We start from the raw sequence: 24,991 nt of genomic DNA, 5'->3' as shown, positions 1-24,991 counted from the left end.
TTGTTGAAAAATCCAAGAATAATTTACAGTTTGCCGACCTTGATTTCTTCTACTACTGATGGATCCAGCAGGGTAGAGATATCACCTAAATTATCCAGGTCATTTTCAGCAATTTTGCGCAGGATGCGGCGCATGATTTTGCCGGAACGGGTTTTAGGTAAACCGCTTACAATCTGGATTTTATCTGGTTTGGCAATAGGTCCGATGATACGGGCCACTGTTTGAGCAATATCTTTTTTAGTCAGTTCCAGATCATGTGTGAGTCTTTCCATGATCACATAAGCATAAATGCCCTGACCTTTAATGTCGTGAGGATAGCCAACTACAGCGCTTTCCACTACGCCGGAGTGCATGTTGATGGCGTTTTCTACTTCTGCAGTACCAATACGGTGACCGCTTACATTGAGTACATCATCTACGCGGCCGGTGATTCTGTAGTAGCCGTCTTCATCGCGGAGACAGCCATCGCCGGTGAAGTAGAGATTTTCGTAAGTAGAAAAATAGGTTTTACGGAAACGGTCATGATCGCCGTAGGTGCTGCGCAGCATACCTGGCCATGGGAACTTGATACAGAGGTTACCGCTTACGCCGTTGCCTTGTAGTTCTTTACCATTTTCGTCAACCAGTATAGGTTGTACACCTGGGAGTGGCAGGGTGGCATAACCTGGTTTTTCTTTGGTGATACCGGCAATCGGAGTGATCATAATACCACCGGTTTCTGTTTGCCACCAGGTATCTACGATCGGGCACCTGCCTTTACCGATATTGTCTTTAAACCAATGCCATGCTTCCTCATTAATAGGTTCGCCTACGCTACCCAGTTTTTTGAGAGAGCTGAGATCTTTATGATTAACGGGTCCCAGGCCGAAGCTCATCAGGCTGCGTATGGCAGTGGGAGCAGTATATAATATGTTTACCCTGAATTTATCTACAATTTCCCACAGTCTGCCTGCATCCGGATAGGTAGGCACCCCTTCAAACATGAGGGTGGTGGCGCCTGCGCTGAGCGGGCCATAGGCAATGTAGCTGTGTCCTGTGATCCAGCCAATATCGGCAGTACAGAAGTATACTTCACCTGGCTGATACTGGAAGGTGTTTACAAAGGTGTAGTTGGCATATACCATGTAGCCGGCACAGGTGTGTACCACGCCTTTAGGTTTGCCAGTAGATCCGGAAGTATAGAGGATGAAGAGCAGATCTTCTGCATCCATTTCTTCAGCCGGGCAGGGCGGGTTGCCCATTGTTTCTACCTGTTTAATTTCATCTTCCCACCACAGGTCTCTGCCTTTCAGCATACTCACCGGAGTGCGGGTACGGGTACATACGATTACTTTTTTTACAGATGGGCAAGCCATCAGCGCATCGTCCATGACTGATTTCAATGGAATATCCTTTGCACCGCGGTATGCGCCATCGCAGGTAATTACGAGGCTGCATTGCGCATCCTGTATCCTGTCTGCAATAGATTGGGCACTGAAGCCACCAAACACCACGGAGTGAACGGCACCTATACGGGCGCAGGCCAGTATAGAAATCGCCAGTTCAGGGATCATTCCCATGTATATACACACACGATCTCCTTTTTTAACGCCATTGTTCTTCAGCACATTCGCAAACTGGCAAACCTTATTGTATAAGTCGCGGTAAGTGATAATGCGATGGTGTTCTTCCGGATCGTTAGGCTCCCAGATAATAGCGGGCGTATTGCCCAATGTTCCCAGGTGACGATCCAGACAGTTTTCTGTGATGTTCAGTTTAGCACCGGTAAACCATTTGATTTCCGGGTCTTTAAAATTCCAGTCCAATACCTTATCCCACTTGCGACGCCAGTAAAAATGGTCTGCGACGTTGGCCCAGAAAGCTTCCGGGTCAATTACACTTTGTTGATAAGCCTGCTGATAATCTTCAATACTCTTGATCTGGTATGGGTACGACATAGCACCGTAATTGTTTATTGGTTAAGTACAAGCATTTTACTAACGGGGTTTAAATTTAAGAAAAACCAGATGGTTTAGTAGAAATAATCTAAAAATTCATGTTAAAAGCAGATTATTTTTCAACATATGATCGCAGGTATTTGTAAATATCCGCTTCTTTGGGATCAGTGGGGTTGCCTGCTTTCATGAAGCGTTTATAGTAGCTGGTAGCTTGTTGTTTATTTTTAAGATTCACTTCATAAATGCGGCCAATGCGGTACTGGTGCAGAGGTTGATGGAAAAGATAATATGCGGTATCAAGATTGGCCACCGCAGATTTATATTGACGGAGGCCTTCATAATTGGCCGATTTACCGCTGTAATAGCTTTCCATGCTTTTCGAGGTGGCGAGGTCAATGCAGAGTTGTAACAAATCATTGCTGGCAGTATAATTTTTTAGCTCTGTATATGCCATGGCTGCGTAATACATGATATTCTCTGATTGTGCGTTGCTGGCCCGGAGGTATTCATATATGGCAATGCATTGCTGATATTGTTTAAGTGTGTACCAGGCAGCGGAGACGAAACTAAACGTATTGGGAGAAAGGATATGCATATTCATGAGCTGATTCCCCAGAGTAGTACAGCGCTTATAGTCTTTCAGGAACCAGGCGGATCTTACAGCCGTCATAATCACCTGTGGCTGCAGGGAATCCGATTGCAGGAAGGAGCGGAGAATGCTGTCTGCTGTTGTATAATGTTGTCTGTCTATCCATTCTTCGCCCAGGCGTGCTGTTACTTTAGGGTCAGCAGGATTGAGTGCATATGCTTTTTGCAGCCATACAAATCCGGTATCCGGCTGCTGTGCGGCGAAACAGGCAAAGCTGAGCTGTTTATAAGCATTGGCGTTGGTGGGTTGCAGGCGGATGATTGCCAGGTAATGAAGAATAGCAGGCAGCGGACTTTCCATCTGCATCCATATGCTGGCAAGATATTGATGGGCCACCACATTGTTACTATCCAGCTGCAGTACTTTTTCATATTTTCTGACGGCATCCTTTGTTTTGCCCGACAGGTAATAAGTATAGGCAAGCAATGATAACTGGGGAATATCGTTTTCATCTACCCTTGGCTGTAAATAGCTGATGGCGCTTTCATACTGCTGGTTCTGCAGGTATTCCATCAATTGGGTACGATCTATAGATTGCTGGCCCAATGCGGACTGAAAGATGATGGTCAGGATGATGATTCCAAGGGAGCGGGTTAAGAGTTGACACATAATAAGGCGTTTTATAACCTTAAAACTAAGAATTTAGTTTTAAAAAGAAAAACTTAGTTGATTGATCTCATAAAATAATAAAGCCTTGTAAACCCGGGGCAGGGAACAAGGCTTTACTATTGCAAACATACTTTTCGGAAAATGCTTCTACAGACAGGGGATGAAATATAACAGTGGTTATTTGGAAGTTTTCTTGTATTTCTCCAGGTATTCATCGCCTGCCGCATATACTTCTTCCATGATTTCAATGATTTTTTGTTTTTCCGCATTACTGAGTGCAGGAATTACTTTTCCTTTCTCGTTTGGATTGGGCTTATCTCTTCCGCGCATTTTGCGATAGAAAGTAGGGGTACTCCAGTTACATTCTTCACATACTCTTTCCCTGAAACGAACTGGTAACCCGGAGAGTTGCGTGTGGATGTCAAGGAGAACATTTAGTGGTTCTTTAGTCATAGTGGGTATTGTTTTCTGTATGATTGGATATGGTTAACAAATGCAATTGTGTCAAATTGAAACATGTGTAAAAAGTATCATTTAGTGTAAGCAAATATATTTATAATCATGCAATTTATAATTATAAAATTTTACTTTCCTTAAAAAAAATAATAAATCATGTAACCCACTATGGTAAGGCGTTTCAGCGAATTTTGTTTCTATTGTTTTACACAATAATTGAAGGGCATTTGAATAGGATTATCAGTATCGTTTTTGCATGTTCAAATTGAGAAATATTTATCATTATTTTTCTGCGTATATCCTTTACAGTTAGACGAAGTAATTATCAGCCAGGGCTGTTTACAGACTCATATTTTTTTCGTTAAATTGATATTTTTATTTACAGAATGAAATATTAATTGTTAAATTATACGGTAATACGACAGGTCAGTCCTGTATGTAGCATCATAATTTAAAATGTAAAGGATGCAGTCGAGCCTGATACACATGGGACAACGGTTGAAACAGATCTTGAAGCAGAAGAAAATTAAAATAGTGGATTTCGCAGCCATGGCTGGTTTTACAAACCAGATCGCACACTATCACTTGCGTAAAAGTGATATGAAAAGGGCCACTATGGAGCGTTTTTGCGCCCTTATCGGCATCTCTGCGGATGAATTTATGAGATGGAATGGCGCTATGCAGCTGACCAATGGTAAGAGTATACACCATGGTGACCGGCTGCAGAATGTGATTGCAGAGAAAGGTCTGAATAAGAGTAAACTCGCCGGCCGGCTGGATATGAGCCGCCGCACCATGTATAACCTTTTTGAAAAAGAGAGCTTCTCCCCGGATGAACTGGATCGTGTATCCAAAGGACTGGATATGAGTGTGGATGCCTTTCTGAACCCGGGCGTAGTCCAGGAATCAAGGAGTACCGATAGCGAAGAAATGATGTTATTGAGAGAGAAGTATTATAAACAGCTGGAAGAGTATAACCAACTGTTGAAAAGCCATGCTGCCCTGAGAGATGAACTCGTTCAAACGAAGAAGGAACTGAGTGCCTGCCGCAAACAACCCGATTAAAAATGGGGAGCAATGTATTATAATGATATTTGTTGATAGCTTAACCCGGCTCTTTTTTAAAATGTAACAGATGAAACCCTTTTTTGAGAATTAATATTTTTATAGGAACTGAAAAATATTACATTTGTATACTTAAGATTTCCCCAATTCTTCACCAAAACAGGAGTAATATAAATGTCAGTTCCATATTATATCCATGCAGGCGCCAGGTTAAGGCGTATTTTAAGACAGAAAGAAATAGTTATCCTGCATTATGCTAAAAAAGCAGGACTTACTCCACAGGGATTATATCGTTATTTTTCTCAGGCAGTGATTAAAAGAGAAAAACTGGAAGTGTTACTGGATGCAGTACCTATTACCTTCACGGATTTTTATCATTGGAATTCACTGGAAGAAAATTCGTTGCACCAGGGAGAATTACTGCTTTTATATCTCGCCCAACATAAAATAAAAGTAAAACAACTGGCCGATCAGCTGCAATTGCCTGTAAATGAAATGTATGACTGGTTCGATTGTACCCGTTTAAGTGAAGCCCAGCTACAGCAACTGTATACCGGATTGCTGATAGCGCCGGCATACTTTACTGATCCGCAGGCCGGGAAACCACAAGTTAACTGGGAGCAGGCTTACCTGGATAAATGTATGGAAGTACAGCAGTACGTCCGCAAGGTGAATACCCTGGAGAAAAAGATGAATGCCAGGTAAGCCGGTCGCCTTATATTGCTTCCACTGAACTTACTGCAAAATATTCCGCTACTTCTTCCCAGCTGTTCACTCTTTTGTAATCCGTCAGGGATAGGTTATGCGGTGCCGTAAATAGTATGGGAGTTCCTTTAAAGTAACTCAGGTTTTTGTCGTGGTCATCAATCATGTAATCTGCTTCTACAATGGTTTTGGAGCCGCAGAATACGATATTGCGCCAGCTGATAAAAGGAAAATGTTCGTTCAGCCATGCCAGCTTTTCTGCCAGTGAAAAAGGGAACTCCATGGCAGCAGATACAATGAATACTTCATGTTTTTCTGCTAAAGCCTTTACCACTTCCTGGCTGCCTGCCATTACCGGTATATTCCTGAAAAATCCGGGAGCACTTAATAATTTGTGAGCTACTCCTTCCGGGAATGCGCTGCCTTCCGGTATATTATTTAAACGCTCCGGATCCACTACTTCACCGTATTCTTTCGCATATACGTCCAGCAGATGTTGTGTCAGGTCTGCCATTACATTGTCCATGTCGATTGCTATTCTTGCCATATTTTGCTGTTTATTGCAAAGTTATGCGATATTCTGCAAATTATTGCATAATCTTTCATAATATTGCATAAAATAGCATGAGCATGTTGAAAGAAGAAAGGCTGGACTATATCCTGAAAAAGCTGCAAACGGATCATAAAGTGCTGCAAACAGAGCTTAGCACTGACTTACAGGTATCTGAAGACACTGTTCGGCGGGACCTGGAATCGCTGGCGCAAAACGGGCAGCTGATCAAAGTAAGGGGAGGGGCCATCCCACATTCCCCCAATCCTTATTCTTTCAAGGAGCGTATTCAATACCATGAAGACGATAAGAAGCATATAGCCAGCAAAGCACTGACCTATCTGCATAACGGGCAAACCATTATTCTTGATGGTGGTACTTCCACACTCATGCTGGCCAAGTTATTTCCCGCCAATCTGCATATCAGGGTCATCACCAACAGTGTACCCATTGTGGCACAACTGATAGAACATCCTGTTATTGAAGTGATCTTCACCGGTGGATTGATCGGTAAGGATTCCCGGACAGCTGGTGGGATGGATACCATTCGTATGCTGGAGAAATTACGTGCGGACATTTGTTTCCTCGGGATCTGCAGTCTGCATCCGGATGCGGGCGTTACCGGACTTGATCTGGGAGAGGCAGATGTGAAAAGCGCGATGGTGGGATCAGCCAACAAAACAATCGCACTGGCCACCAGCGATAAAATGGGCACCGCAGAGCCTTTTAAAGTATGTGATATTACAGGACTGGATACCATCATCACAGATAATCCCGACCTGCCTTCACTGAAACCATATATAAACCTGGGTATTCAGGTAATTTAATCAGTTTAATTTTTATCTTAACCGAAGATGTTACAGGATCTATCGATGGTGATGATTAATAAAAGAGCCACCCGCATTGCGGTAAGTGCCTTATTTTTTCTTACAGGTTTATGCTTTGCCAGTTGGGCGTCGCGTATTTCGGACATTCAGCAAACCTTGCGGCTGAACGATGCCGGGCTTGGTAGCCTGTTACTGGCACTGCCCGTAGGCTCCGTTATTTCTCTTCCCGTTTCTGGTGTGCTGATATCCAAATATGGCAGCCGGCAGGTACTGCTCGTTGCGGCAGTGGCTTATGCCGCGGTGTTGCCAACATTAGGACTCGCCACTACTTCCTGGGAATTGAGTATATTCCTGGTGCTCTTTGGGTTTTGTGGTAACATGGCCAACGTAGCGGTAAACACACAGGCAGTTGGTGTAGAAGCTATCTACAGCCGGTCTATTATGGCATCCTTCCATGGATTGTGGAGTGTAGCCGGATTTACAGGCGCCTCCTTTGGTGGCTGGATGTCGGGATTGCACCTGGCGCCGGTGTATCATTTTCTGATTGTAGCGGTGGTCTCGTGGGCTATCATCCTGTTGACCATGAACCGGCTGATAACACGTGTACCCAATGAAAATAATGCTCCTGTTTTATTTGCAAGGCCGGATAACCTGTTATTGGTGCTGGGCATTATTGCGTTGTGTTCTATGATCTGTGAAGGGACGATGTTCGACTGGAGTGTGATATATTTCAGACGGGTAATTGGTTTGAGTGATCGTCTTTCCGGCTTCGGTCTCGTAACATTTATGAGCACCATGGCAGCAGGGCGTTTTGTAGCAGATTACCTGACTACAAAATTTGGAGTTAAAAAGATGTTGCTGGGCAGTGGTTTCCTGACAGCATCTGGTTTACTCGTGGCCGTTATTTTTCCTTATTTTCTTTCTGCTGCATTTGGTTTTATGCTGGTAGGAGCCGGCGTATCCGCTGTGGTGCCGTTGGTGTACAGCGCTGCTGGAAAATCAAAGACCGTACCTCCGGGCATGGCCATTGCCACGGTATCTACCATTGGATTTTTAGGTTTCCTGTGCGGACCTCCACTAATCGGATTTGTGGCGCAGGCTACCAGTCTGGGTATTGCCTTCTCTATGATTGCAGTAATGGGAGCGGCTATTGCGGTAATGTCTTCCAGAATAAAAGTATAACGATCAAACAGCCACTGCTTCGTTTTTACGGGGCAGTGTGCTGAAAGAAATTTCCTCTTCGCGATGATCTATCATCAGCCAATAGTCTCCTTTACTATCACTCAGTTCTGGCTGTTGCATGCCTGCAAGCGCTGTGAGCAAGGCTTCCGGCGGATGATCAAATGGTACCAGCCGTATAAGCGGATGCAAGGCCAGTTCATTAACGGGCGTATCCAGCAATGCTTCTCTCGGTAAAAAGTTCAATTCATTAATTGCCAGTTCCATGGCTACAATTTCCCGCAGATAGGGGTTTTCAAGGGAACCATTTTCAATTTTCTGTAGTAAGAATTCACCAAATATGGTGATCTCCCGCTTAAATTGCAGATCAGATTTGTTGCTGATGGCCCAGAACTCGTCTGCCAGCGGCACTAAGGCATGTCCCAATAAAAAGCAGGTATAGGGAAGCATCGTATAAATAGGTGTAATCCTGTTTACACGATACAGGGTACAACTAACGGACATGCCGGGTTGGTGTACCACCGTTTGCAGGCGAGCTTTTTCGCGGTCGGTCAGCTCATACCGCGACAGTATAACAGTTGGGTCAGTACGCATCTGCAGGCATAATTGCGGGGAGGCAATCAGGTCTGTTAATGCTTTCTGAAATGATAAGAGTGACATATGTTTCAGGTATGATAAAGGTTCCAGGCTGCTTTCGCCCTGTTTAGTTCACGTGTAATGCCATCGAACTGCAACAGGTGAAAATAGGATTCATGAAACTCGAAAGTGATGCCGCACAAATTAGGCACTAACGGTAACGTATAATCGAGCAACTCCCATACCGCTTGTGGACAAGGTCCCGCATGCGAATCGGTATACATGCCGCCAAGCTCATTTCCGCCTGCAATATGAATTTCAATGACTTTGTCCAGATCCAGCTGTGCAATGAATTCTTTGGGATCAAAGTGATGATTCACAGCGTTCGTATATACGTTGTGTATATCCAGCAGCAATCCGCAGGAGGTGTCGTGCGACAGCTCATTGAGAAAAGATGTTTCACTGAGTTCCTGATCCGGAAGATCTATAAAATAAACATTGTTCTCTACCAGGAAAGGTGTGGAGATAACGCGTTTAATAGCATTGATGCGACCACCTATCATGTCCAGCACTTCATAATCGTATGGTACGGGTACAGCGAGTCCTGCATTATGTTCTTCCTGTTGTTCGTTATGCACTTTTACAAAAGACAGGTGATCACTGTGCCATTTGAAGGCATAGCGGGTATGCCATTCTTTCATTTTTTGCAGATAGGTTTTATCGAAGATGCCTGCACTGCCGAGGGAGTAGGAGATGTTGTGAGAAGTTAAAGGGTATCGGGCAGCAATTTTATCCAACACTTTCATCCAGGATTCAATCTCTTCAAATCTTTCCTGTTGGCCATTTCCGCGATCTGTCCAAAACATATCCGGGATAACTTCTACGTAGTCGCAGCTATCCGGACAAGCTTCCAGGTATAATTCAAGGGAAGGGTTATACAGCAGGCCTACGCCGAGTTGTGGAATAGTTTGCTGGTAAAGATGCCCCACCCTGGCTGATGATATGACTTGTGACATGGTGAGAATGTTTAACAACCGTCCCGGTGGTGCCGGGACGGTATTACAGAATTAATGCTGGGCGACATTTTTAATGACAGCCATTTTATCCAGGTCTACTTTAATCACTTCTTCCAGTTTTTCCCGGATATTGAAGTGAACACCGGATAAGCATGCCTGGCAGCCACGGGGATTAATTTGTTTGATCACCATAGATTGTAATTTGGTGATTTCTTCCAGTTTGGTGCCTTTGGGAACGGCGAGATCTACATGACCGTTGTCACCGTAATGAACTTCAGCTGTACGCATGATGTTTTGATTTTTGGGGGTGTAAAATGCTTGTGGAAAACAGATTGGAAATACTCCCTGCAAGCAGGGCTGTTGTAGTTATTAGTGCCAGTCTTTTTGGGGTTGTAGGCGCAGTGTTTTTCTGCGGATGATAAAGTTAGGGGAATATGGTGAGATCTGGATAAGTATTTATACGGAAAATGGGATGGTCAGCAGAAGTGCCTGCTGACCATCCTGCTCATCAATAAGCGGCTACGGCCTGCTCTATTGCCTGCTGTACAAACTGATTCAGGTTTAAATGCATTTGTTTGGAAGTATGTATTGCCTTTCGATGTAGCTCTGGTGATATCCTGATGTTGAAAGAGCCTTTTGCGGGCTTTAAGGGTTCTTTATTTGCTTTTTTGCAAAGTTCCAGATAATCGTCAACGGCTTCCTCAAAGGATTTGTGTAAGTCTTTTATTGTGCTGGCCTCGAAGCTGATCAGATCATCTATTTCTTCAATCTTGCCAAAGAATACATCGTCTTCTGCGCTTCAATAAATAGCATAAATATTTTATATAAAACTAAGTGTATTCAACCCGCTCCGCAAAAAAACTTCCCTCCAAACAAAATTAATTTCGCTTTATAAATTTCAAATCCCGTAACTTTGCACGATTTTTTTGTTCCCTCATACGGCAGGAAAATCAATTTGGTTTTTCATTTTCAATAGATTACACAAATGCCAAAAGACTCATCTATCAAATCTGTACTCATTATCGGTTCTGGACCCATTATTATTGGTCAGGCTTGCGAATTTGACTATTCCGGTTCCCAGGCAGCACGTTCGCTGCGGGAAGAAGGAATTAAAGTGATTTTGATTAATTCCAACCCGGCCACCATCATGACGGATCCTATGATGGCCGATAAGGTTTATTTGCTGCCGCTGACCGTGGAAAGCATTGAGCAGATTCTGGAAGAAAACCAGATAGATGCCGTATTACCCACTATGGGCGGCCAGACTGCGCTGAACCTTTGTAAGGAAGTAGACGAACTGGGAATTTGGGAAAAGCACAACGTTCGCCTGATTGGAGTAGACATCAAAGCCATCGACAAAGCGGAAGACCGTGAACAGTTCCGTCAGTGGATGATCCAACTGGGTATACCTGTTGCTCCTGCCAGGACAGCTAACTCCTACCTCGAAGGAAAAGAGTTTGCACAGGAAATAGGATTTCCGCTGGTAATCCGCCCTTCCTTTACCCTGGGCGGTACAGGTGGTGGATTTGTACACAGCAAAGACGACCTGGACGAAGCCCTGGACCGTGGTTTGAAAGCTTCTCCCATTCACGAAGTGCTGGTAGAAAAAGCCGTACTCGGATGGAAGGAATACGAACTGGAACTTTTGCGTGATAAAAATGATAACGTTGTTATCATCTGTACCGTAGAAAACCTGGATCCTATGGGTATTCACACCGGGGATTCTATCACCGTGGCGCCAGCCATGACCCTGAGCGATACTGCTTTCCAGGACATGCGTAACAAAGCCATGATGATGATGCGTGACCTCGGCAACTTCGCCGGTGGTTGTAACGTACAGTTCTCCCTGAATCCTGAAAACGAAGAGCTGATCGCGATTGAAATCAATCCGCGCGTAAGCCGTTCTTCTGCACTCGCTTCCAAAGCTACCGGTTATCCGATCGCAAAAATTGCCGCTAAACTGGCCATAGGTTATACACTGGATGAACTGGAAAACCAGATCACCAAAACAACTTCCGCTTTCTTTGAACCTGCGTTGGATTACGTTATCGTAAAAATGCCACGCTGGAACTTCGATAAATTCAAAGGAGCTGATGACACCCTGGGCCTGCAAATGAAATCAGTAGGAGAGGTAATGGCTATTGGCCGTACTTTCCCTGAAGCGCTGCAGAAAGCCTGCCAGAGCCTCGAAAACGATGCACTCGGTTTGGGCTACTACGGTAAATCACTCATGAAGAGCGAACAACTGGTAGAGAAATTAAAACGTCCTACCTGGGATCGTATATTCCGTATCAAAGATGCTTTGATGGCAGGAGTATCCGTAAAACATATTCACCAGCTGACTTACATCGATCGTTGGTTCCTTCACCAGATACAGGATATCGTAAACCTGGAGAAACAATTACTGGAACACGATCTGCAGAGCGTTCCGCTGGAAATGCTGAAAGATGCCAAGAAAATGGGCTTCTCCGATGCACAGCTATCTATCCTCTTCGCTGATTGTGATGAAGATGAAGTATATGCCAAACGTAAAGAACTGGGCATCCGCCGTACGTTCAAGATGGTAGATACATGTAGCGCAGAGTTTGAGGCTAAAACACCTTACTTCTATTCTACCTTCGATACCGAAAACGAAAGTATCAGAACAGAGAAGAAAAAAATCATTGTACTCGGTTCCGGTCCTAACAGAATTGGTCAGGGTATTGAATTCGACTACTGCTGTACACACGGTTTGCAGGCGATCCAGGATTGCGGCTATGAAGCGATCATGGTAAACTGTAATCCTGAAACGGTTTCCACCGACTTTGATATGGCTGATAAGCTGTACTTCGAGCCGGTGTTCTGGGAAAACCTATGGGAAATCATTGAGCTGGAAAAACCAGAAGGAGTGATTGTTCAGCTGGGCGGCCAAACCGCACTGAAACTCGCAAAACGCCTGGAAGAGAAAGGCGTAAAGATCATTGGTACTTCTTTCGATAACATGGACATTGCAGAAGATCGTGGTCGTTTCTCCGACATGCTGAAAGAACTGGGTATCCCTTATCCTAAGTATGGTACGGCTTACAACACAGATGATGCGATTGATGTGGCGAAAGAAGTTGGTTATCCTGTACTGGTGCGTCCTTCCTATGTATTAGGTGGTCAGCGTATGAGAATAGTGATCAACGAAGAGGAGCTGGAAGAATCTGTACTGAGTTTGCTGAGACATTTACCGGGTAACAAAATATTGATTGATCACTTCCTGGATCGTTGCCAGGAGGCGGAAATAGATGGTATTTTTGATGGTGACGAGTTTCATGTAATGGGTGTAATGGAACATATTGAACCAGCCGGTATTCACAGTGGCGATAGCCATGCGTTGCTGCCAGCTTTCAACCTGTCGCCGATTGAAGTAACCACTATGGAATACTACGCGGAAAAGATTGCACGCGCACTGAACATCAAAGGTTTGATCAACATTCAGTTTGCCATTAAAGATGGCAAAGTGGCTGTGATTGAAGCTAATCCACGTGCCTCCCGTACTACGCCGTTTATCGCCAAAGCTTACCAGGTGCCTTATCTGAACATCGCTACCAAAGTGATGATCGGCGCCAATAAGCTGAAAGATTTTACCATTGAAAAGAAACTCACAGGCTTTGCTATCAAGGAGCCAGTGTTTTCTTTCAATAAGTTCCCAGGCGTGAACAAAGAGCTCGGACCTGAAATGAAATCAACCGGTGAAGCGATCCGCTTTATTAAAGATCTGCGCGATCCTTACTTCAGACAGTTGTTCAAAGAAAAGAGCATGTATCTGAGCAAATAGCTTTTAGCAGTTAGCTTATAGCAAAAAGCCATCGGAGCGTACTATCGTCGCTTCGATGGCTTTTGCATTTTGTAACTAAGTGCTGATGGCTAAAACCTAACAGCTATAAAATAACAGAGCCTGATAAAAATCAGGCTCCTTCTTTTCCCTCAAAATAACCATTAAAGACACGACTATTGAATCTTGATACAATTCAAATAGCGTGACCGGTAATGCAGTTTACAAATAATATTATATTTAAAAGAGATGTTAACTAATCAATAACAGATGCAGACATTTGTAATATTTAACGTATTAATTATTAATATATTAAATAGTCGTTAATATTCGCTAGTTACCCTACATTTTTAGTTGTAAAGAGAAAGTTTTCAAGATATCATATAAAAATACTATCGATTGTTTTAACATTCTTAAAACACTTTTTAGGGGATTAAATGTGATGTTTGTTTTCTGATAAAAGTTAACCCCACATGCATTTTGAATCTACCATGTTTGTTGTCATGGTTTGGAAGCGTGTGCCTTTTTTGCGCATTCTCCTACCATTGCTTGCAGGAATAAGTTTACAGCTTTTTCTTTCCATGTTACCCATCTACCTGTGGCTACTGGCGGGCATCAGTATCACCGGTATTTTGCTGTTTCGTTTTTTGCCGCTGCAATGGCGCTTTGCGATGGCCTGGATACCAGGCATCCTGATCTGCCTGTTGTTAGGCAGTTGTGGCGGCCTGTTATTATACAAGGCAGACATCCGCCATCAGCAAGGCTTCTTTGGGCATACCGTTACTGATTCCTCCCTGCTTTTACTTCGGATCAATGAACCCTTACAGGAAAAGGCCCGCACTTTTAAAACAACCGCTAAAGTTATTGCCATCTATGATCATGGCAAATGGATGCCGGTAAAAGGCTATTTGTTGCTCTATTTTGCMAAAGATACCACTTTGCCTTGCTTACGGTACGGTGATGAGCTGATCGCCGGAAAATGCCCTGAAATGATTAAAAATAACGGGAACCCCGGAGGATTCGATTATCAGCAGTATTGTGTAACCCAGCAGCTCTATCAACAGCTTTACCTGCGTACCACTGACTTTTGCAAACTACCACACAACCGTGGTAACCCGGTGAACAGGCTATTGCTAAAAGCCAGGGATTATTGTCTGGATAACCTCAGGCAATATATCGGCACCGGGCCGGAAGCCGGCATGGCCGAAGCGCTGTTAATCGGTTATCGCCTGGACCTGGATAAAGCAGTGGTACAAACCTATAGCAACACCGGCATCGTACATGTGATCGCCATTTCAGGCATGCACCTCGCGCTGCTGTATGGCACATTGCTGTGGTGCCTGAAATGGCTGCCCGCACACAAATGGTCCAACATCGCGAAAACAGTTATTATACTGAGCGTGCTGTGGGGATTTGCGCTCATCACCGGCGCTTCTGCCTCTGTGCTTCGTTCTGCGGTAATGTTTACCGGTATTACGATTGGTCGTTTTGTACTGGAACGCTACAGCAGCATTTACAATACACTGGCAGCATCTGCATCCGTATTATTATGCTTTAATCCCTACCTGGCCATAGATGCAGGTTTTCAGCTCTCCTACCTGGCAGTACTGAGTATCCTGCTTTTTTATCCACCACTTTATCAGCTTTGGGAAATGAGAAAAAAATGGGCAGACCTGATCTGGCAAATGGTGGCCCTGTCGCTCGCAGCCCAACTGATGACTACACCAGTGAGTTTATTTTATTTTCACCAGTTCCCCAATTACTTCCTGCTGGCTAATCTGGTAGCGGTGCCGCTATCTACAGTTATTATTTATGGAGAAGTCATCCTGCTTTTCCTGGCTCCCTTCCGGCTGCCGGCAGTATGGGCAGGGTATGCACTGAAATTTCTGATCTGGGGTATGAACAGTTGCGTAAAATGGCTGGGCGAATTGCCTTATGCCCTGATCACCAATATTCATTGTTCACTGCTGCAAACCGGATTCCTGTATTTGTTCATAGCCGGACTGGCAGGGTGGTGGCTGACCCGGTGGCGTGGAGGTGCCTGGCTGGCTATCTTCAGCGTATGGGGATATCTGGCTTCCCGTGCATACTGGGTCACCACGTGTAATACGCAGTGTAAAATGATTATTTATAACGTACCCGCCTATACGGCCATCGACTGTATAAAAGGCAACCAGGTACAATTTACCGGCGATGACAGTGTTTGGCAACAGCCCGTGGCAGAACAACTCCTTGCTGTGAGAAATGACATGCGGGCGTATGCCGGTCCCCCTGACAACTTTCAGCAGTATGGACACTGTATCAGTTTTCAGGGCAAACGGTTATTGATTATAGACAGCATATTGCCCAGGCATCTCTCAGGGAAAAAATTTAAAACAAACTATATTTTATTGACACATAATTCCCGGGTTGATATCAGGCAATTGAGTAGTCTTTATGAATATGATACGCTCATTTTTGCGGCATCTAACAGTACCTACAAAGTAGAGAAATGGAAAAATGTTTGCGATACCTTAGGGCAGAAGTACTACAGCATTGCGGAGCAGGGGGCTTTTATTTATAACTTCAGATGATAGATGTGAATGCAAAAAAATGGGTCACGTCTCAAAGAGACGGACCCATTGCACAATTATTATTTAAAGCAGACTGCCTTTGGTTAGTATGACTATGGCTTCCCTTGCATTTTACTTTCCAGTTCATCTATTTTCTTCTGCATCCGGATCATATGTAAGGTCATTTCTTCCATTTTCTCCAATAGCTTCCTGTTCATTTCTCCCAGATCAATACCTTTGTCTGCCACTTCTTTAGCTGATGGCATATCGGGAAGATGTTTATTTGCTTTCACATACTTTTCTGTTTCAGAAAGAGGTGTGAGGGTATAGTCTTCACTAAATACATAGTCCGGCCAGGGTTTGACGGATGCAACCTGTACTCTCCGTGCACCGATCGATCCTTCAACGGTTAACATATGTTGGGTCGAAAGAGCAGTTGTGCCAATCCCCACACGTCCACCACCCATTGCCATGATAATATCACCAGCAGAAGAGGTGTTTAAATACAGTCTGTTATTACTGCCGGTCGTATTCGTTTCTAATACAAGATATCCCTCATTGCTACCACGGATTTTACCACCGCTGGCACCTCCAAAAGAAGTCCATTCATTGTATGCATTACCAAGAACTGCTGCCAGCTTAGCTCCTCCAGAAGCTGCAATGGTATCCGTTGCCGCAGCTACTATATGTAACGATGCAGCGGGAGAAGTAGTATGAAGGCCGATACGCCCCTGGTTGTTCCATATTCCATTTCCCGGAAATAAAACAGTGCCGGGAAATTTGTTCATGTAGGTAACATCTACTTTATAAGGACCAGTTGGTAAGGCCTCATCGACTATACTCCAGCCCTGATAGTTTGCAGGAATGTCCTGAGATAAGCCCTTAGCGAATGCCCTGATCGCAAAACGTTGGTTGGCATCTCTGCTGTCCAGGAAAATGACAACTTTATTGTTCTCGTTTCCCAGGGATACTGGCGGAGCGTAAGAACCAAATGATGAAACCCGTGTATTTGCAAAGGCGCCATTACTGATATAGAAGTTAATAATCAGCCCGATAGGATCCATAGTCCCCTGGTTATAGCCCTCAATGATTATAGTTGGCATTTCCCCTCCATTGATAAAAGGTAAATTGGTTTTGATCTTGACCCCATTTAAAGGCGGAGCACTCCTGGCAAAAGTAATTACCGTATCACAAAACAACTGTGCTTTCGCACTGGAAAGCAGGCATAGCAGGGCAAACAACAAAACAATTCTTTTCATATAGGGATGTAAATTTTAAACGGAAACAAAATTATTGGAATAACAGCTGACAATACCATGCAAAATATAAAATAATTGGTATTAAAAGGTTAAGTAATAAAGAATTATCCCCTGATAAGGTGTTTTTTTTCATAAATAACAGCGCCCACCTGATTGATAAATGGAAAAATGATTGTTACGTGTTAACTTTGCGCTTCTTTTCGGTTCCGGATCAGGGAGCCTATGTTATTAATTTCTAATGTTTTCCATTCATGCAAAAGCAAATTAAATCCGCTTTGATCTCCGTTTTCTACAAAGACAACCTGGAGAACATTGTTAAAGAGTTAGGTGAACAGGGTGTTACCATCTATTCCACTGGCGGTACGCAAAAATTTATTGAGGACCTGGGTGTGAAATGTGTAGCAGTTGAAGACCTGACTGCTTACCCTTCTATTTTGGGTGGACGTGTTAAAACCTTGCACCCAAAAGTGTTTGGTGGTATTCTGGCCCGCCGCGATAATCCGCAGGACCTGGAACAGCTGAAGGAATACCAGATCCCGGAAATTGACCTGGTGATCGTAGACCTGTATCCGTTTGAAGAAACCGTGAAGAGCACCAGCGTAGAACAAACTATTATTGAGAAAATTGATATAGGCGGCGTTTCCCTGATACGTGCTGCCGGCAAAAACTACAAAGATGTAGTGATTGTTGCCTCTAAAGATCAATATGCTGATCTGGAAAAAGTATTAACTGACAACAACGGAGCGACTACCATAGAAGACCGCAGAAGCTTTGCAGCCAAGGCATTTGAAGTATGTGCACACTATGATGTAGCGATCTCTCAATACTTCCTGAATAATGAGCCTGGCGCTAATTTCCAACTCTCTATTCCACAGGGACAGGTAAACCGCTATGGTGAAAACCCGCATCAGCGGGGTGTTTTCTACGGTAACCTGGATGAAGTATTTAATAAACTGCACGGAAAGGAATTATCCTTTAATAACCTGGTGGATGTAGATGCTGCCTGCCAGCTGATCCAGGAATTTGAAACGACCACCTTTGCAGTGATCAAGCATACCAACGTTTGCGGTATTGCTTCCCGCAATACCCTGAAAGAAGCCTGGGAAGCAGCATTGGCTGCTGACAAGGAAAGTGCTTTCGGTGGCGTACTCGTTACCAACAAGATAATAGACAAAGCTACCGCCGAATCTATCAGCGAAATCTTCTTTGAAATCCTGATCGCACCAGGCTTTGATGCAGACGCACTCATCGTACTGCAGGCGAAAAAGAACCGCATCCTGTTGGAACAGAAACACCCCGTGAAGAGCAAATACATGTACAAAAATGTATTGAACGGCGTATTACTGCAGGACAGCGATAACGGTAACTACAAAGAATGGAACGAAGTAGGCGCCCGCGCAGCTACTGCCGAAGAGAAATCTGACCTGGAGTTTGCCAACATCGTTTGTAAACACCTGAAATCAAACGCGATTGCCCTGGTGAAAAACAAACAACTTATCGGTAAAGGATGCGGACAAACTTCCCGTATCGATGCTTTACGTCATGCCATCGAAAAAGCAGGACAGTTCAGCTTTGATCTGAAAGGGGCGGTAATGGCTTCTGACGCTTTCTTCCCGTTCAATGACTGTGTAAGCATTGCGCACGAACAGGGCATTAAGGCTGTGATTCAGCCAGGTGGTTCCATGAGAGACAACGACTCTATCGAATTCTGTAAAGAACATGATATGGTAATGGTAATGACCGGAATGCGTCACTTCAGGCACTAAGGGTTATTCACCACGTACAATTAAAATGAGAAAGCACTGGAGTTTCCGGTGCTTTCTTATTTTACCCGTTAGATATTCGAAAAAAAATAATAGTATTGTCAGCTTGTAAATCAATATAATTCTAAAAGCTGAGGCGAAGAGCCAATAGCTGTTCCAGATGTCTTTTATTCAACAAAATATCATGCAGGATGCGGAGGATGCCTTTTTGATCCGGGAGTATAAAGCTACCGGCAAACTGGACTTCCTTGCAGCTCTTTACCAGCGTTATATGAACCTGGTATATGGGGTGTGCCTGAAATATTTTGATGAAGATGCCAGTAAGGACGCCGTAATGCAGATCTTTGAAGAACTGATCGGTAAGTTAAAGCAGCATGAAGTCCAGAATTTTAAAAGCTGGCTCCATGTACTGGCCCGTAATCATTGTTTAATGAAACTGCGGGCCATGAAAAACAAGGAATCAAGACAAGTTTCTATCGATGATCACCCTGTTGTGGAAAATGAAGAAATAGGGCATCATGAGAACGGAATTACGCTGGAAGATAACCTCCGGAGCATGGAAAAATGCCTGGAAACCTTGCCGGAAGAGCAAAAACGTAGCGTTGACCTGTTTTATCTGCAGGAAAAAAGCTACCGGCAGGTAAGTGATATGACCGGCTATGATATGAACAAAGTGAAAAGCTATATACAAAACGGGAAGCGTAACCTGAAAATATGTATGGAACAACAAGATGTCTGACAAGCGACCACATATAAAACCGGAAGAACTCGCCGGGCTCATCCGCCAATACCTGGCGGGAGAGCTGGACGATAAAGCCATGCACGACCTGGAACGCCAGGCCCTGGACGATCCGTTCCTGGCCGATGCGTTGGAAGGATATGCAGAGCACGCTCCGGAACAGCAGGCGCATCAGGCAGATCTTGTTTCCAGACTGGAGGCACGGGTTGCACCGAAAGCAGGAAAGGTTCGCACACTTTATTATCGCTGGGCCGCTGCTGCAGCCATATTATTACTGATGTTCTCGGCTGGCTGGTTCCTGTGGGATCAGCAACGAAGCACACCACCACTGGCTAAGATGCAGGTTCCTTTATCCGCTCCGGTGGCCGATTCTCTGCCGCAGGATGAACGGGAATCAGCGCCGGCAATGGCAAGTGCAGATCAGCTCTCTAAAAAAGTATTGCCTCCGGTACCCGCTGCACCTAAAAATAACGGGTTAAAGGAGCGACGCTTTACCCTCTCATCAGCTGATGACGCTCCAGTTCCTTCAAATAATGCTGCTGCACCTGCCAGCGCAGAAGTAGCCCCTGCAAGTACCGCGCCGCCGGCAGTATATAAAGCAGCGCCGTCTGTGAGTGCTGTACCCGCCCCAGTGAATAATGCCCCTGCAGGCGTTCTTGCAGCGGAAAAAAAGGATAAACAAGAAGAATATCAGCACTATTTTGTACCACATGCTAATGCTGATAAAAAACAGGAGGCAAACCGGTCGCAATGGGCCAGTCCAACACTCTCCGGCAATAATGATAAATCATTAAATGAAGTTGTGGTTGGCGTACAAAGGAAAAATGTAACACAAAGCCAGTCGGTGATGATCCGTGGGATGAATGGCGTAAGTGCCGACAGCGTGAACAGTATAACCACCACATTGCAGGGAAAAGCGGCAGGCGTAAATGTAACCAGTGACAACCGCAGTGATGCGGAAATGGTATACCGGGAACCCGCACCAGTAACCGGAGAAACAGCTTTTGAAAATTATCTCCGTACAAAAACAGTGAACCCGGAAAATAAATATACAGGCATCGTACGTGTATCCTTTACCGTTATGCCGGATGGTTCCTTACAGGACTTTAAGATCATCCGTCACCTGAATGATGCCTGCGATGCAGAAGCCATCAGGGTAATCAAAGAAGGTCCTGCATGGATACCTGCTTCAGACAGAAAACCCGCTAAAGTAAAAGTAAAAGTGAAGTTTACAGTGGATAAGGATTAGTGCCTATTCCGCTCTTTCCATTGCTGATTAAAGGACTTGGCCGCAAATACGGGCAACTCGCGGTTATCGCCCCAGCTTTTCGCAAAGAACCTTTTTAACAGGAAATTTTTCATTTTGCCGCTGGCCAGGTTCATCATCTTACGACTGGCACAACCTTGTTTCCATACATACCAGGCAAATTTTTCCCCGCCGGAAGTATAGTTTTCCTCTACGGCTTTCTGCCTGTTATGGAGTAATAATTCATGCAAATTGATGCGCACCGGGCACACTTCGGTACAGTTACCACAAAGGGAAGAGGCAAAACTCAAATGCATATACGAATCCATCCCTTTCAGGTGTGGGGTAATAACCGAGCCTATAGGGCCACTATAAGTAGCGGCATAAGTGTGGCCGCCAATATTCTTGTATACTGGGCAGGCATTGAGGCAGGAGCCGCAACGGATGCAATATAAACTTTCACGAGCAGTGGTATCCTGCAGGATATTGGTACGGCCGTTATCCATCAGGATTACATACATTTCTTCCGGACCGTCTACTTCTCCTTCCTGGCGCGGACCGCTGAAAATGCTGTTGTAAGCGGTGATCTGCTGACCAGTACCATAAGTAGCCAGTAAAGGCCAGAAAAGCCCCAGGTCTGCAATAGACGGGAGTACCTTTTCTATACCCACTAATACAATATGTGTTTTGGGAAATGCAGTAGTTAGCCGGGCATTACCTTCATTTTCTGTCACTGCTACAGAGCCTGTGTCAGCAAGAATGAAGTTAGCGCCGGTGATACCAATTTCAGCCTCCAGGTATTTGTGACGGAGTTTTTCGCGGGCTACAAGAGTGAGTTGTTCTGGTGTGAGACCAGGATCTGTTCCCAGTTTTTCTGCAAACAAACGGGCTACATCTTCCTTGCTCTTATGCATGGCCGGTGTAACGATGTGGTAGGGCGGTTCTCCATCCAGTTGTTGTATATATTCTCCCAGATCAGTTTCCACACATTCAATGCCGTTACTTTCCATAAAGGCATTCAGGTGTACTTCTTCTGTGGCCATAGACTTGCTTTTCACAATGCTTTTGCATTGTTTGGCTTTGCAGATAGCGAGTATTTCCTGTTGTACCTGTTCGGCAGTTTCTGCCCAGATGACTTTACCACCACGACGGGTAAAGTTTTGCTCAAATTCTTCCAGGTGATTATCCAGGTGCTCAATAGCTCTCCACTTAATATTTTTGGCTCTTTCTCTGGCGCCGGGTAAATCAGAAAACTGTTGTTTACCGGCTTTTACAGCAGTATTATATTTACCTATATTGAAGTTGATAGTTTGCCGGTGACCCAGGTCAGCGGCTTTTTTTTCACTTTCTTCGAGAAAAGTAGATGCTATTTGATGCATAAGCAAGCAGTGTTCCTAATTAAAGATAGTTAAATCCAAAAATGATTTACTTGTGTTCTCTTGCAATTTTATCCAGCACTTCATAAAATTCCGTGCCGTATTTTCTTATCAAAGCATCTTTGAGAAAACGATAGACCGGAACCTGTAACGTTTTACCGTTCTTACAGGCAGGCTTGCAAACATCCCAGCGGTCATAGTTTACCGCTTCAAATGTTTCGTATTTTTTAATGCGGATGGGATAAAGATGACAGGAAACAGGCTTTTTAAAATCCACTACACCATCATTGTACGCCTTTTCTATACCACAACCTACAATGCCACGGGCATCTACTGTTGCGTAAGCACAAATGCCTTTGTTCACAATAGGTGTTACATAGCCGTATTCATCGTCTATCGTGTTGGTGCCGGTGCGTTCAATTTCCTGGATTCCTTCTTCACGCAGGTAAGATTTAATCTGCGGATAAATTCTCTTCAGGGCTTTTACTTCGGTTTTATCCAGGGGAGCGCCACAGTCGCCCGCTACACAGCAGGCGCCTTTGCAGGCCGACAGGTTGCATACGAACTGCTCTTCAATTACTTCGTCACTTATGTATTTATCGTCAATGATGATCATCGGAAACGGTCTTATGCCTGAAATGATATACAGACAATCTTAATAAGACCACAAAGTTACGGCATTACCGGCTTATCTCCAGCGGAGGGTTTCTACCATATGCCACATATCCTGTTCCAGGAACTTGTATACAGGAGCAAGGGAGTCGGCATTGGGTGTAACATCGAAATAGAGGGCTCCCCGGAGGAAGTGGTGAACGGAGTCTGTAGCAAAGAATTGTTTGGAGGAAGCTGCATTACCGCCTACTTCGTAAAAGGTGCCACTCACATTGTTGGGGGTGTGGATCACATTTTCATCGATGTATTCGGCTTTATAGGTATGCTTATAAGTCATTTTAAAGGCATCATCCACCAGTTTACGGTAGGCGTTGTTGCCGGGGCCTATGATCTTATAGCTCATATAAATTTTCCCGTTAAGGGAAGGGAAGTCTACATTGATCCAGTAAGGATTTTCGGGAGCTGCACCAAAAAAGGAAGTATCCTTAATGATATTGGCATATGCAGGATATTCAAATGTATATGGGTAGCCGGGCATATCAAATTTGCGGTAGGCTCTTTCCGGGAATTTTACCTGGAAGTAACCCCTTGGTTTAGGTGTGGGTACATTTTCGCAGGCTGCAAATAGTAATATCAGCAGGGAAATCACGGCGAGGGCCTTTCCTTTTATATGTGGCATTTTACGGTTATTTAGCAGGCGGCTATACTTTGTCAGCGGCGTCCGGCCTGATGGTTACCTGTACTTTCTGGATGCGCATTTTATTTACTTCCAGTACAGTAAAATCATAGTTGTTGTAGTTAATAACGCTGTTTTCTTCCGGAAATTTTCCGGCCAGCTCAAGTATCAGGCCGCCGAGGGAGTCGCTTTCGCCTTTCACTGTTTCAAAGGTTTCAGGAGGTATGTTCATGATGYGGCAAACATCATTCAGCATGGTTTTGCCTTCAAATACATAGGTGAAGTTATCTACTTTGTTGTAGTTGAATTCTTCCTCGTCAAATTCGTCTTTGATATCGCCGATTACTTCTTCCATGATATCTTCCAGGGTAACGATACCGGAGGTACCGCCAAATTCGTCTACCACTACAGCAAAATGCATGCGGCGGCTCTGGAATTCGGAGAGCAGGTCTTCAATGAGTTTATGTCCGTGTACAAAGAAAGGCTGACGCATTACTTCGTGCCAGTCAAAATTGCTGCCTTTGTCGAGGTGGGGTAGCAGGTCTTTGGTATGAATAACACCTACTATGTTATCCAGGTTATCCTTATATACGGGTAAGCGGGAGTAGTGGAGATCAGCTACGCGTTTAACGATATCGCCAAATGGGCTGTCGTATTCCACTCCATTTACGTCGAGTCGGCCGCGCATAATCTGTTTTACAGTGATGTTGCCGAATTTGAGGATGCCTTTGAGGATATTTTTTTCTTCCTGGGAGGCGGTAGGGTCTACACTCATTTCGATGGCTTCATCAATTTCCTGGTAGTTTACGGGGCCGCTGCCGCGGTGAAACAGGCGGGCTTCAATGCTGCCGCTGAGGCTTACAAAGAAGTCGCTTACCGGCTCCATGGTGGCATGGACCAGGCTTACAAACCAGGCGAAATAGGTAGCAAAGCGAATATTGTTCTGAGCGGCCCATACCCTGGGGAGTATCTGGCCGAAGAACAGTAATATCAGGCAGATAGCGGCAATACGTACCACGAGGGAAACAACCGGCAGTGTTTGCAGGTCTTCCATCTGGGTGACGAGGTAGTTGGTGATCATGATGAACGCAATAGTCAACAGGATACCTGCTATTTGTAAAGACGCGAGGAGTGATTTCGGCTTTTCCAGTAGTTTGGTAATAAGTTTGCCGGAGGCATTCTGCCGGGTTTTAAGCACGTTCAGATCCTTATAATTTAAGGAAAAGAAAGCTACTTCTGCCCCGGATACGATGAAGGTAAGCAGCAATAGAACAAATATAACAAGCAGGAATACCACCACATTAGGGGTGCCAATAGGTGCGCTGGCTTGTAAAAAATAGGATACGTTGCTTGCCGAAAGGATGCCCAAGATGTTCAACTTTGATGTAAATAATCAAAAA

At 44.5% G+C, this 24,991-nt stretch carries 22 protein-coding genes; 9 read left to right on the top strand and 13 right to left on the bottom strand.

Annotated elements, in window-relative coordinates:
• Window positions 1–23: 23 nt before the first annotated feature.
• The 3 genes from acs to AC1DCV_RS13790 form a co-directional block, all read right to left on the bottom strand.
• Entirely contained in the window at window positions 24–1,937 is a 1,914-nt protein-coding gene (gene acs, locus AC1DCV_RS13800) for an acetate--CoA ligase (protein ID WP_477023687.1), read from the bottom strand.
• Between the two features lie 112 nt (window positions 1,938–2,049).
• On the bottom strand, window positions 2,050–3,195 hold the full coding sequence (locus AC1DCV_RS13795) for a tetratricopeptide repeat protein (RefSeq protein WP_477023686.1): 1,146 nt from the start codon (window positions 3,193–3,195) through the stop codon (window positions 2,050–2,052).
• Between the two features lie 177 nt (window positions 3,196–3,372).
• Window positions 3,373–3,648: a hypothetical protein gene (locus tag AC1DCV_RS13790; protein WP_477023685.1), complete on the bottom strand. Its 276-nt coding sequence runs from the start codon at window positions 3,646–3,648 to the stop codon at window positions 3,373–3,375.
• A gap of 468 nt (window positions 3,649–4,116) precedes the next feature.
• Between AC1DCV_RS13790 and AC1DCV_RS13785 the strand changes: the two genes are divergently transcribed.
• Both AC1DCV_RS13785 and AC1DCV_RS13780 read left to right on the top strand, forming a co-directional pair.
• Entirely contained in the window at window positions 4,117–4,716 is a 600-nt protein-coding gene (locus tag AC1DCV_RS13785; RefSeq protein ID WP_441577666.1) for a helix-turn-helix domain-containing protein, read from the top strand.
• 174 nt (window positions 4,717–4,890) lie between these two features.
• Entirely contained in the window at window positions 4,891–5,421 is a 531-nt protein-coding gene (locus AC1DCV_RS13780) for a helix-turn-helix domain-containing protein (RefSeq protein ID WP_477023684.1), read from the top strand.
• Window positions 5,422–5,431: 10 nt separating this feature from the next.
• Here the strand turns inward: AC1DCV_RS13780 and AC1DCV_RS13775 are convergent, their stop codons facing one another.
• On the bottom strand, window positions 5,432–5,968 hold the full coding sequence (locus AC1DCV_RS13775; protein ID WP_477023683.1) for a 5' nucleotidase, NT5C type: 537 nt from the start codon (window positions 5,966–5,968) through the stop codon (window positions 5,432–5,434).
• A gap of 83 nt (window positions 5,969–6,051) precedes the next feature.
• Here AC1DCV_RS13775 and AC1DCV_RS13770 point away from each other — a divergent pair, with 83 nt between their 5' ends.
• Window positions 6,052–6,798 (top strand): DeoR/GlpR family DNA-binding transcription regulator, encoded by a 747-nt coding sequence (locus AC1DCV_RS13770; protein ID WP_477023682.1) that lies wholly within the window; start codon window positions 6,052–6,054, stop codon window positions 6,796–6,798.
• 27 nt (window positions 6,799–6,825) lie between these two features.
• Complete coding sequence (locus AC1DCV_RS13765; RefSeq protein ID WP_477023681.1) at window positions 6,826–7,980, top strand: MFS transporter; 1,155 nt, start codon at window positions 6,826–6,828, stop codon at window positions 7,978–7,980.
• Window positions 7,981–7,983: 3 nt separating this feature from the next.
• On the opposite strand, the gene AC1DCV_RS13760 is transcribed toward AC1DCV_RS13765, so the two are convergent.
• The 4 genes from AC1DCV_RS13760 to AC1DCV_RS13745 form a co-directional block, all read right to left on the bottom strand.
• Complete coding sequence (locus AC1DCV_RS13760; RefSeq protein ID WP_477023680.1) at window positions 7,984–8,637, bottom strand: hypothetical protein; 654 nt, start codon at window positions 8,635–8,637, stop codon at window positions 7,984–7,986.
• A 5-nt stretch (window positions 8,638–8,642) separates the two neighbouring features.
• Entirely contained in the window at window positions 8,643–9,569 is a 927-nt protein-coding gene (locus AC1DCV_RS13755) for an MbnB/TglH/ChrH family RiPP precursor modification enzyme (protein ID WP_477023679.1), read from the bottom strand.
• Between the two features lie 51 nt (window positions 9,570–9,620).
• Window positions 9,621–9,857, bottom strand: coding sequence for a hypothetical protein (locus AC1DCV_RS13750; RefSeq protein ID WP_441577673.1), 237 nt, complete (start codon window positions 9,855–9,857; stop codon window positions 9,621–9,623).
• Between the two features lie 220 nt (window positions 9,858–10,077).
• The gene (locus AC1DCV_RS13745) at window positions 10,078–10,251 is read right to left on the bottom strand and encodes a toxin-antitoxin system HicB family antitoxin (RefSeq protein WP_477023945.1); all 174 of its coding nucleotides are present in this window, start codon (window positions 10,249–10,251) and stop codon (window positions 10,078–10,080) included.
• Between the two features lie 303 nt (window positions 10,252–10,554).
• On the opposite strand from AC1DCV_RS13745, the gene carB reads away from it, so the two are divergent.
• On the top strand, window positions 10,555–13,371 hold the full coding sequence (gene carB, locus AC1DCV_RS13740; protein ID WP_477023678.1) for a carbamoyl-phosphate synthase large subunit: 2,817 nt from the start codon (window positions 10,555–10,557) through the stop codon (window positions 13,369–13,371).
• Between the two features lie 470 nt (window positions 13,372–13,841).
• A complete protein-coding gene (locus AC1DCV_RS13735; RefSeq protein WP_477023677.1) occupies window positions 13,842–15,941 on the top strand; it encodes a ComEC/Rec2 family competence protein in 2,100 nt (699 codons plus the stop codon).
• A 92-nt stretch (window positions 15,942–16,033) separates the two neighbouring features.
• On the opposite strand, the gene AC1DCV_RS13730 is transcribed toward AC1DCV_RS13735, so the two are convergent.
• Complete coding sequence (locus tag AC1DCV_RS13730) at window positions 16,034–17,179, bottom strand: hypothetical protein (protein ID WP_477023676.1); 1,146 nt, start codon at window positions 17,177–17,179, stop codon at window positions 16,034–16,036.
• Between the two features lie 251 nt (window positions 17,180–17,430).
• Here AC1DCV_RS13730 and purH point away from each other — a divergent pair, with 251 nt between their 5' ends.
• From purH to AC1DCV_RS13715, 3 genes are all read left to right on the top strand, one after another.
• Window positions 17,431–18,945 carry a bifunctional phosphoribosylaminoimidazolecarboxamide formyltransferase/IMP cyclohydrolase gene (purH, locus tag AC1DCV_RS13725; protein ID WP_477023675.1) on the top strand — a complete coding sequence of 505 codons (1,515 nt, stop codon included), beginning with the start codon at window positions 17,431–17,433 and terminating at the stop codon, window positions 18,943–18,945.
• Between the two features lie 157 nt (window positions 18,946–19,102).
• Window positions 19,103–19,681, top strand: coding sequence for an RNA polymerase sigma factor (locus AC1DCV_RS13720; protein ID WP_477023674.1), 579 nt, complete (start codon window positions 19,103–19,105; stop codon window positions 19,679–19,681).
• Window positions 19,674–20,930, top strand: a complete 1,257-nt coding sequence (locus tag AC1DCV_RS13715) for an energy transducer TonB (RefSeq protein WP_477023673.1) — start codon at window positions 19,674–19,676, stop codon at window positions 20,928–20,930. Before AC1DCV_RS13720 ends, AC1DCV_RS13715 begins: the two co-directional genes overlap by 8 nt.
• On the opposite strand, the gene AC1DCV_RS13710 is transcribed toward AC1DCV_RS13715, so the two are convergent.
• The 4 genes from AC1DCV_RS13710 to gldE form a co-directional block, all read right to left on the bottom strand.
• Window positions 20,927–22,306: a LutB/LldF family L-lactate oxidation iron-sulfur protein gene (locus tag AC1DCV_RS13710; RefSeq protein ID WP_477023672.1), complete on the bottom strand. Its 1,380-nt coding sequence runs from the start codon at window positions 22,304–22,306 to the stop codon at window positions 20,927–20,929. The genes AC1DCV_RS13715 and AC1DCV_RS13710 overlap by 4 nt on opposite strands.
• Before the next feature lie 46 nt (window positions 22,307–22,352).
• Window positions 22,353–22,919: a DUF3109 family protein gene (locus tag AC1DCV_RS13705; RefSeq protein ID WP_477023671.1), complete on the bottom strand. Its 567-nt coding sequence runs from the start codon at window positions 22,917–22,919 to the stop codon at window positions 22,353–22,355.
• Window positions 22,920–22,991: 72 nt separating this feature from the next.
• Window positions 22,992–23,594 (bottom strand): gliding motility lipoprotein GldD, encoded by a 603-nt coding sequence (gldD, locus tag AC1DCV_RS13700; RefSeq protein WP_477023670.1) that lies wholly within the window; start codon window positions 23,592–23,594, stop codon window positions 22,992–22,994.
• A gap of 22 nt (window positions 23,595–23,616) precedes the next feature.
• Window positions 23,617–24,960: a gliding motility-associated protein GldE gene (gene gldE, locus AC1DCV_RS13695; RefSeq protein ID WP_477023669.1), complete on the bottom strand. Its 1,344-nt coding sequence runs from the start codon at window positions 24,958–24,960 to the stop codon at window positions 23,617–23,619.
• Between the last annotated feature and the right edge of the window lie 31 nt (window positions 24,961–24,991).

The organism is Chitinophaga sp. 10T418 (assembly GCF_056394125.1).
This window is presented reverse-complemented; position numbering and strand designations above follow the sequence as displayed.

Coding starts and splice junctions, on each gene's coding strand:
- acs (WP_477023687.1), bottom strand. CDS start 1,937: ATGTCGTACCCATACCAGATCAAGAGTATTGAAGATTATCAGCAGGCT.
- AC1DCV_RS13795 (WP_477023686.1), bottom strand. CDS start 3,195: ATGTGTCAACTCTTAACCCGCTCCCTTGGAATCATCATCCTGACCATC.
- AC1DCV_RS13790 (WP_477023685.1), bottom strand. CDS start 3,648: ATGACTAAAGAACCACTAAATGTTCTCCTTGACATCCACACGCAACTC.
- AC1DCV_RS13785 (WP_441577666.1), top strand. CDS start 4,117: ATGCAGTCGAGCCTGATACACATGGGACAACGGTTGAAACAGATCTTG.
- AC1DCV_RS13780 (WP_477023684.1), top strand. CDS start 4,891: ATGTCAGTTCCATATTATATCCATGCAGGCGCCAGGTTAAGGCGTATT.
- AC1DCV_RS13775 (WP_477023683.1), bottom strand. CDS start 5,968: ATGGCAAGAATAGCAATCGACATGGACAATGTAATGGCAGACCTGACA.
- AC1DCV_RS13770 (WP_477023682.1), top strand. CDS start 6,052: ATGTTGAAAGAAGAAAGGCTGGACTATATCCTGAAAAAGCTGCAAACG.
- AC1DCV_RS13765 (WP_477023681.1), top strand. CDS start 6,826: ATGTTACAGGATCTATCGATGGTGATGATTAATAAAAGAGCCACCCGC.
- AC1DCV_RS13760 (WP_477023680.1), bottom strand. CDS start 8,637: ATGTCACTCTTATCATTTCAGAAAGCATTAACAGACCTGATTGCCTCC.
- AC1DCV_RS13755 (WP_477023679.1), bottom strand. CDS start 9,569: ATGTCACAAGTCATATCATCAGCCAGGGTGGGGCATCTTTACCAGCAA.
- AC1DCV_RS13750 (WP_441577673.1), bottom strand. CDS start 9,857: ATGCGTACAGCTGAAGTTCATTACGGTGACAACGGTCATGTAGATCTC.
- carB (WP_477023678.1), top strand. CDS start 10,555: ATGCCAAAAGACTCATCTATCAAATCTGTACTCATTATCGGTTCTGGA.
- AC1DCV_RS13730 (WP_477023676.1), bottom strand. CDS start 17,179: ATGAAAAGAATTGTTTTGTTGTTTGCCCTGCTATGCCTGCTTTCCAGT.
- purH (WP_477023675.1), top strand. CDS start 17,431: ATGCAAAAGCAAATTAAATCCGCTTTGATCTCCGTTTTCTACAAAGAC.
- AC1DCV_RS13720 (WP_477023674.1), top strand. CDS start 19,103: ATGTCTTTTATTCAACAAAATATCATGCAGGATGCGGAGGATGCCTTT.
- AC1DCV_RS13715 (WP_477023673.1), top strand. CDS start 19,674: ATGTCTGACAAGCGACCACATATAAAACCGGAAGAACTCGCCGGGCTC.
- AC1DCV_RS13710 (WP_477023672.1), bottom strand. CDS start 22,306: ATGCATCAAATAGCATCTACTTTTCTCGAAGAAAGTGAAAAAAAAGCC.
- AC1DCV_RS13705 (WP_477023671.1), bottom strand. CDS start 22,919: ATGATCATCATTGACGATAAATACATAAGTGACGAAGTAATTGAAGAG.
- gldD (WP_477023670.1), bottom strand. CDS start 23,594: ATGCCACATATAAAAGGAAAGGCCCTCGCCGTGATTTCCCTGCTGATA.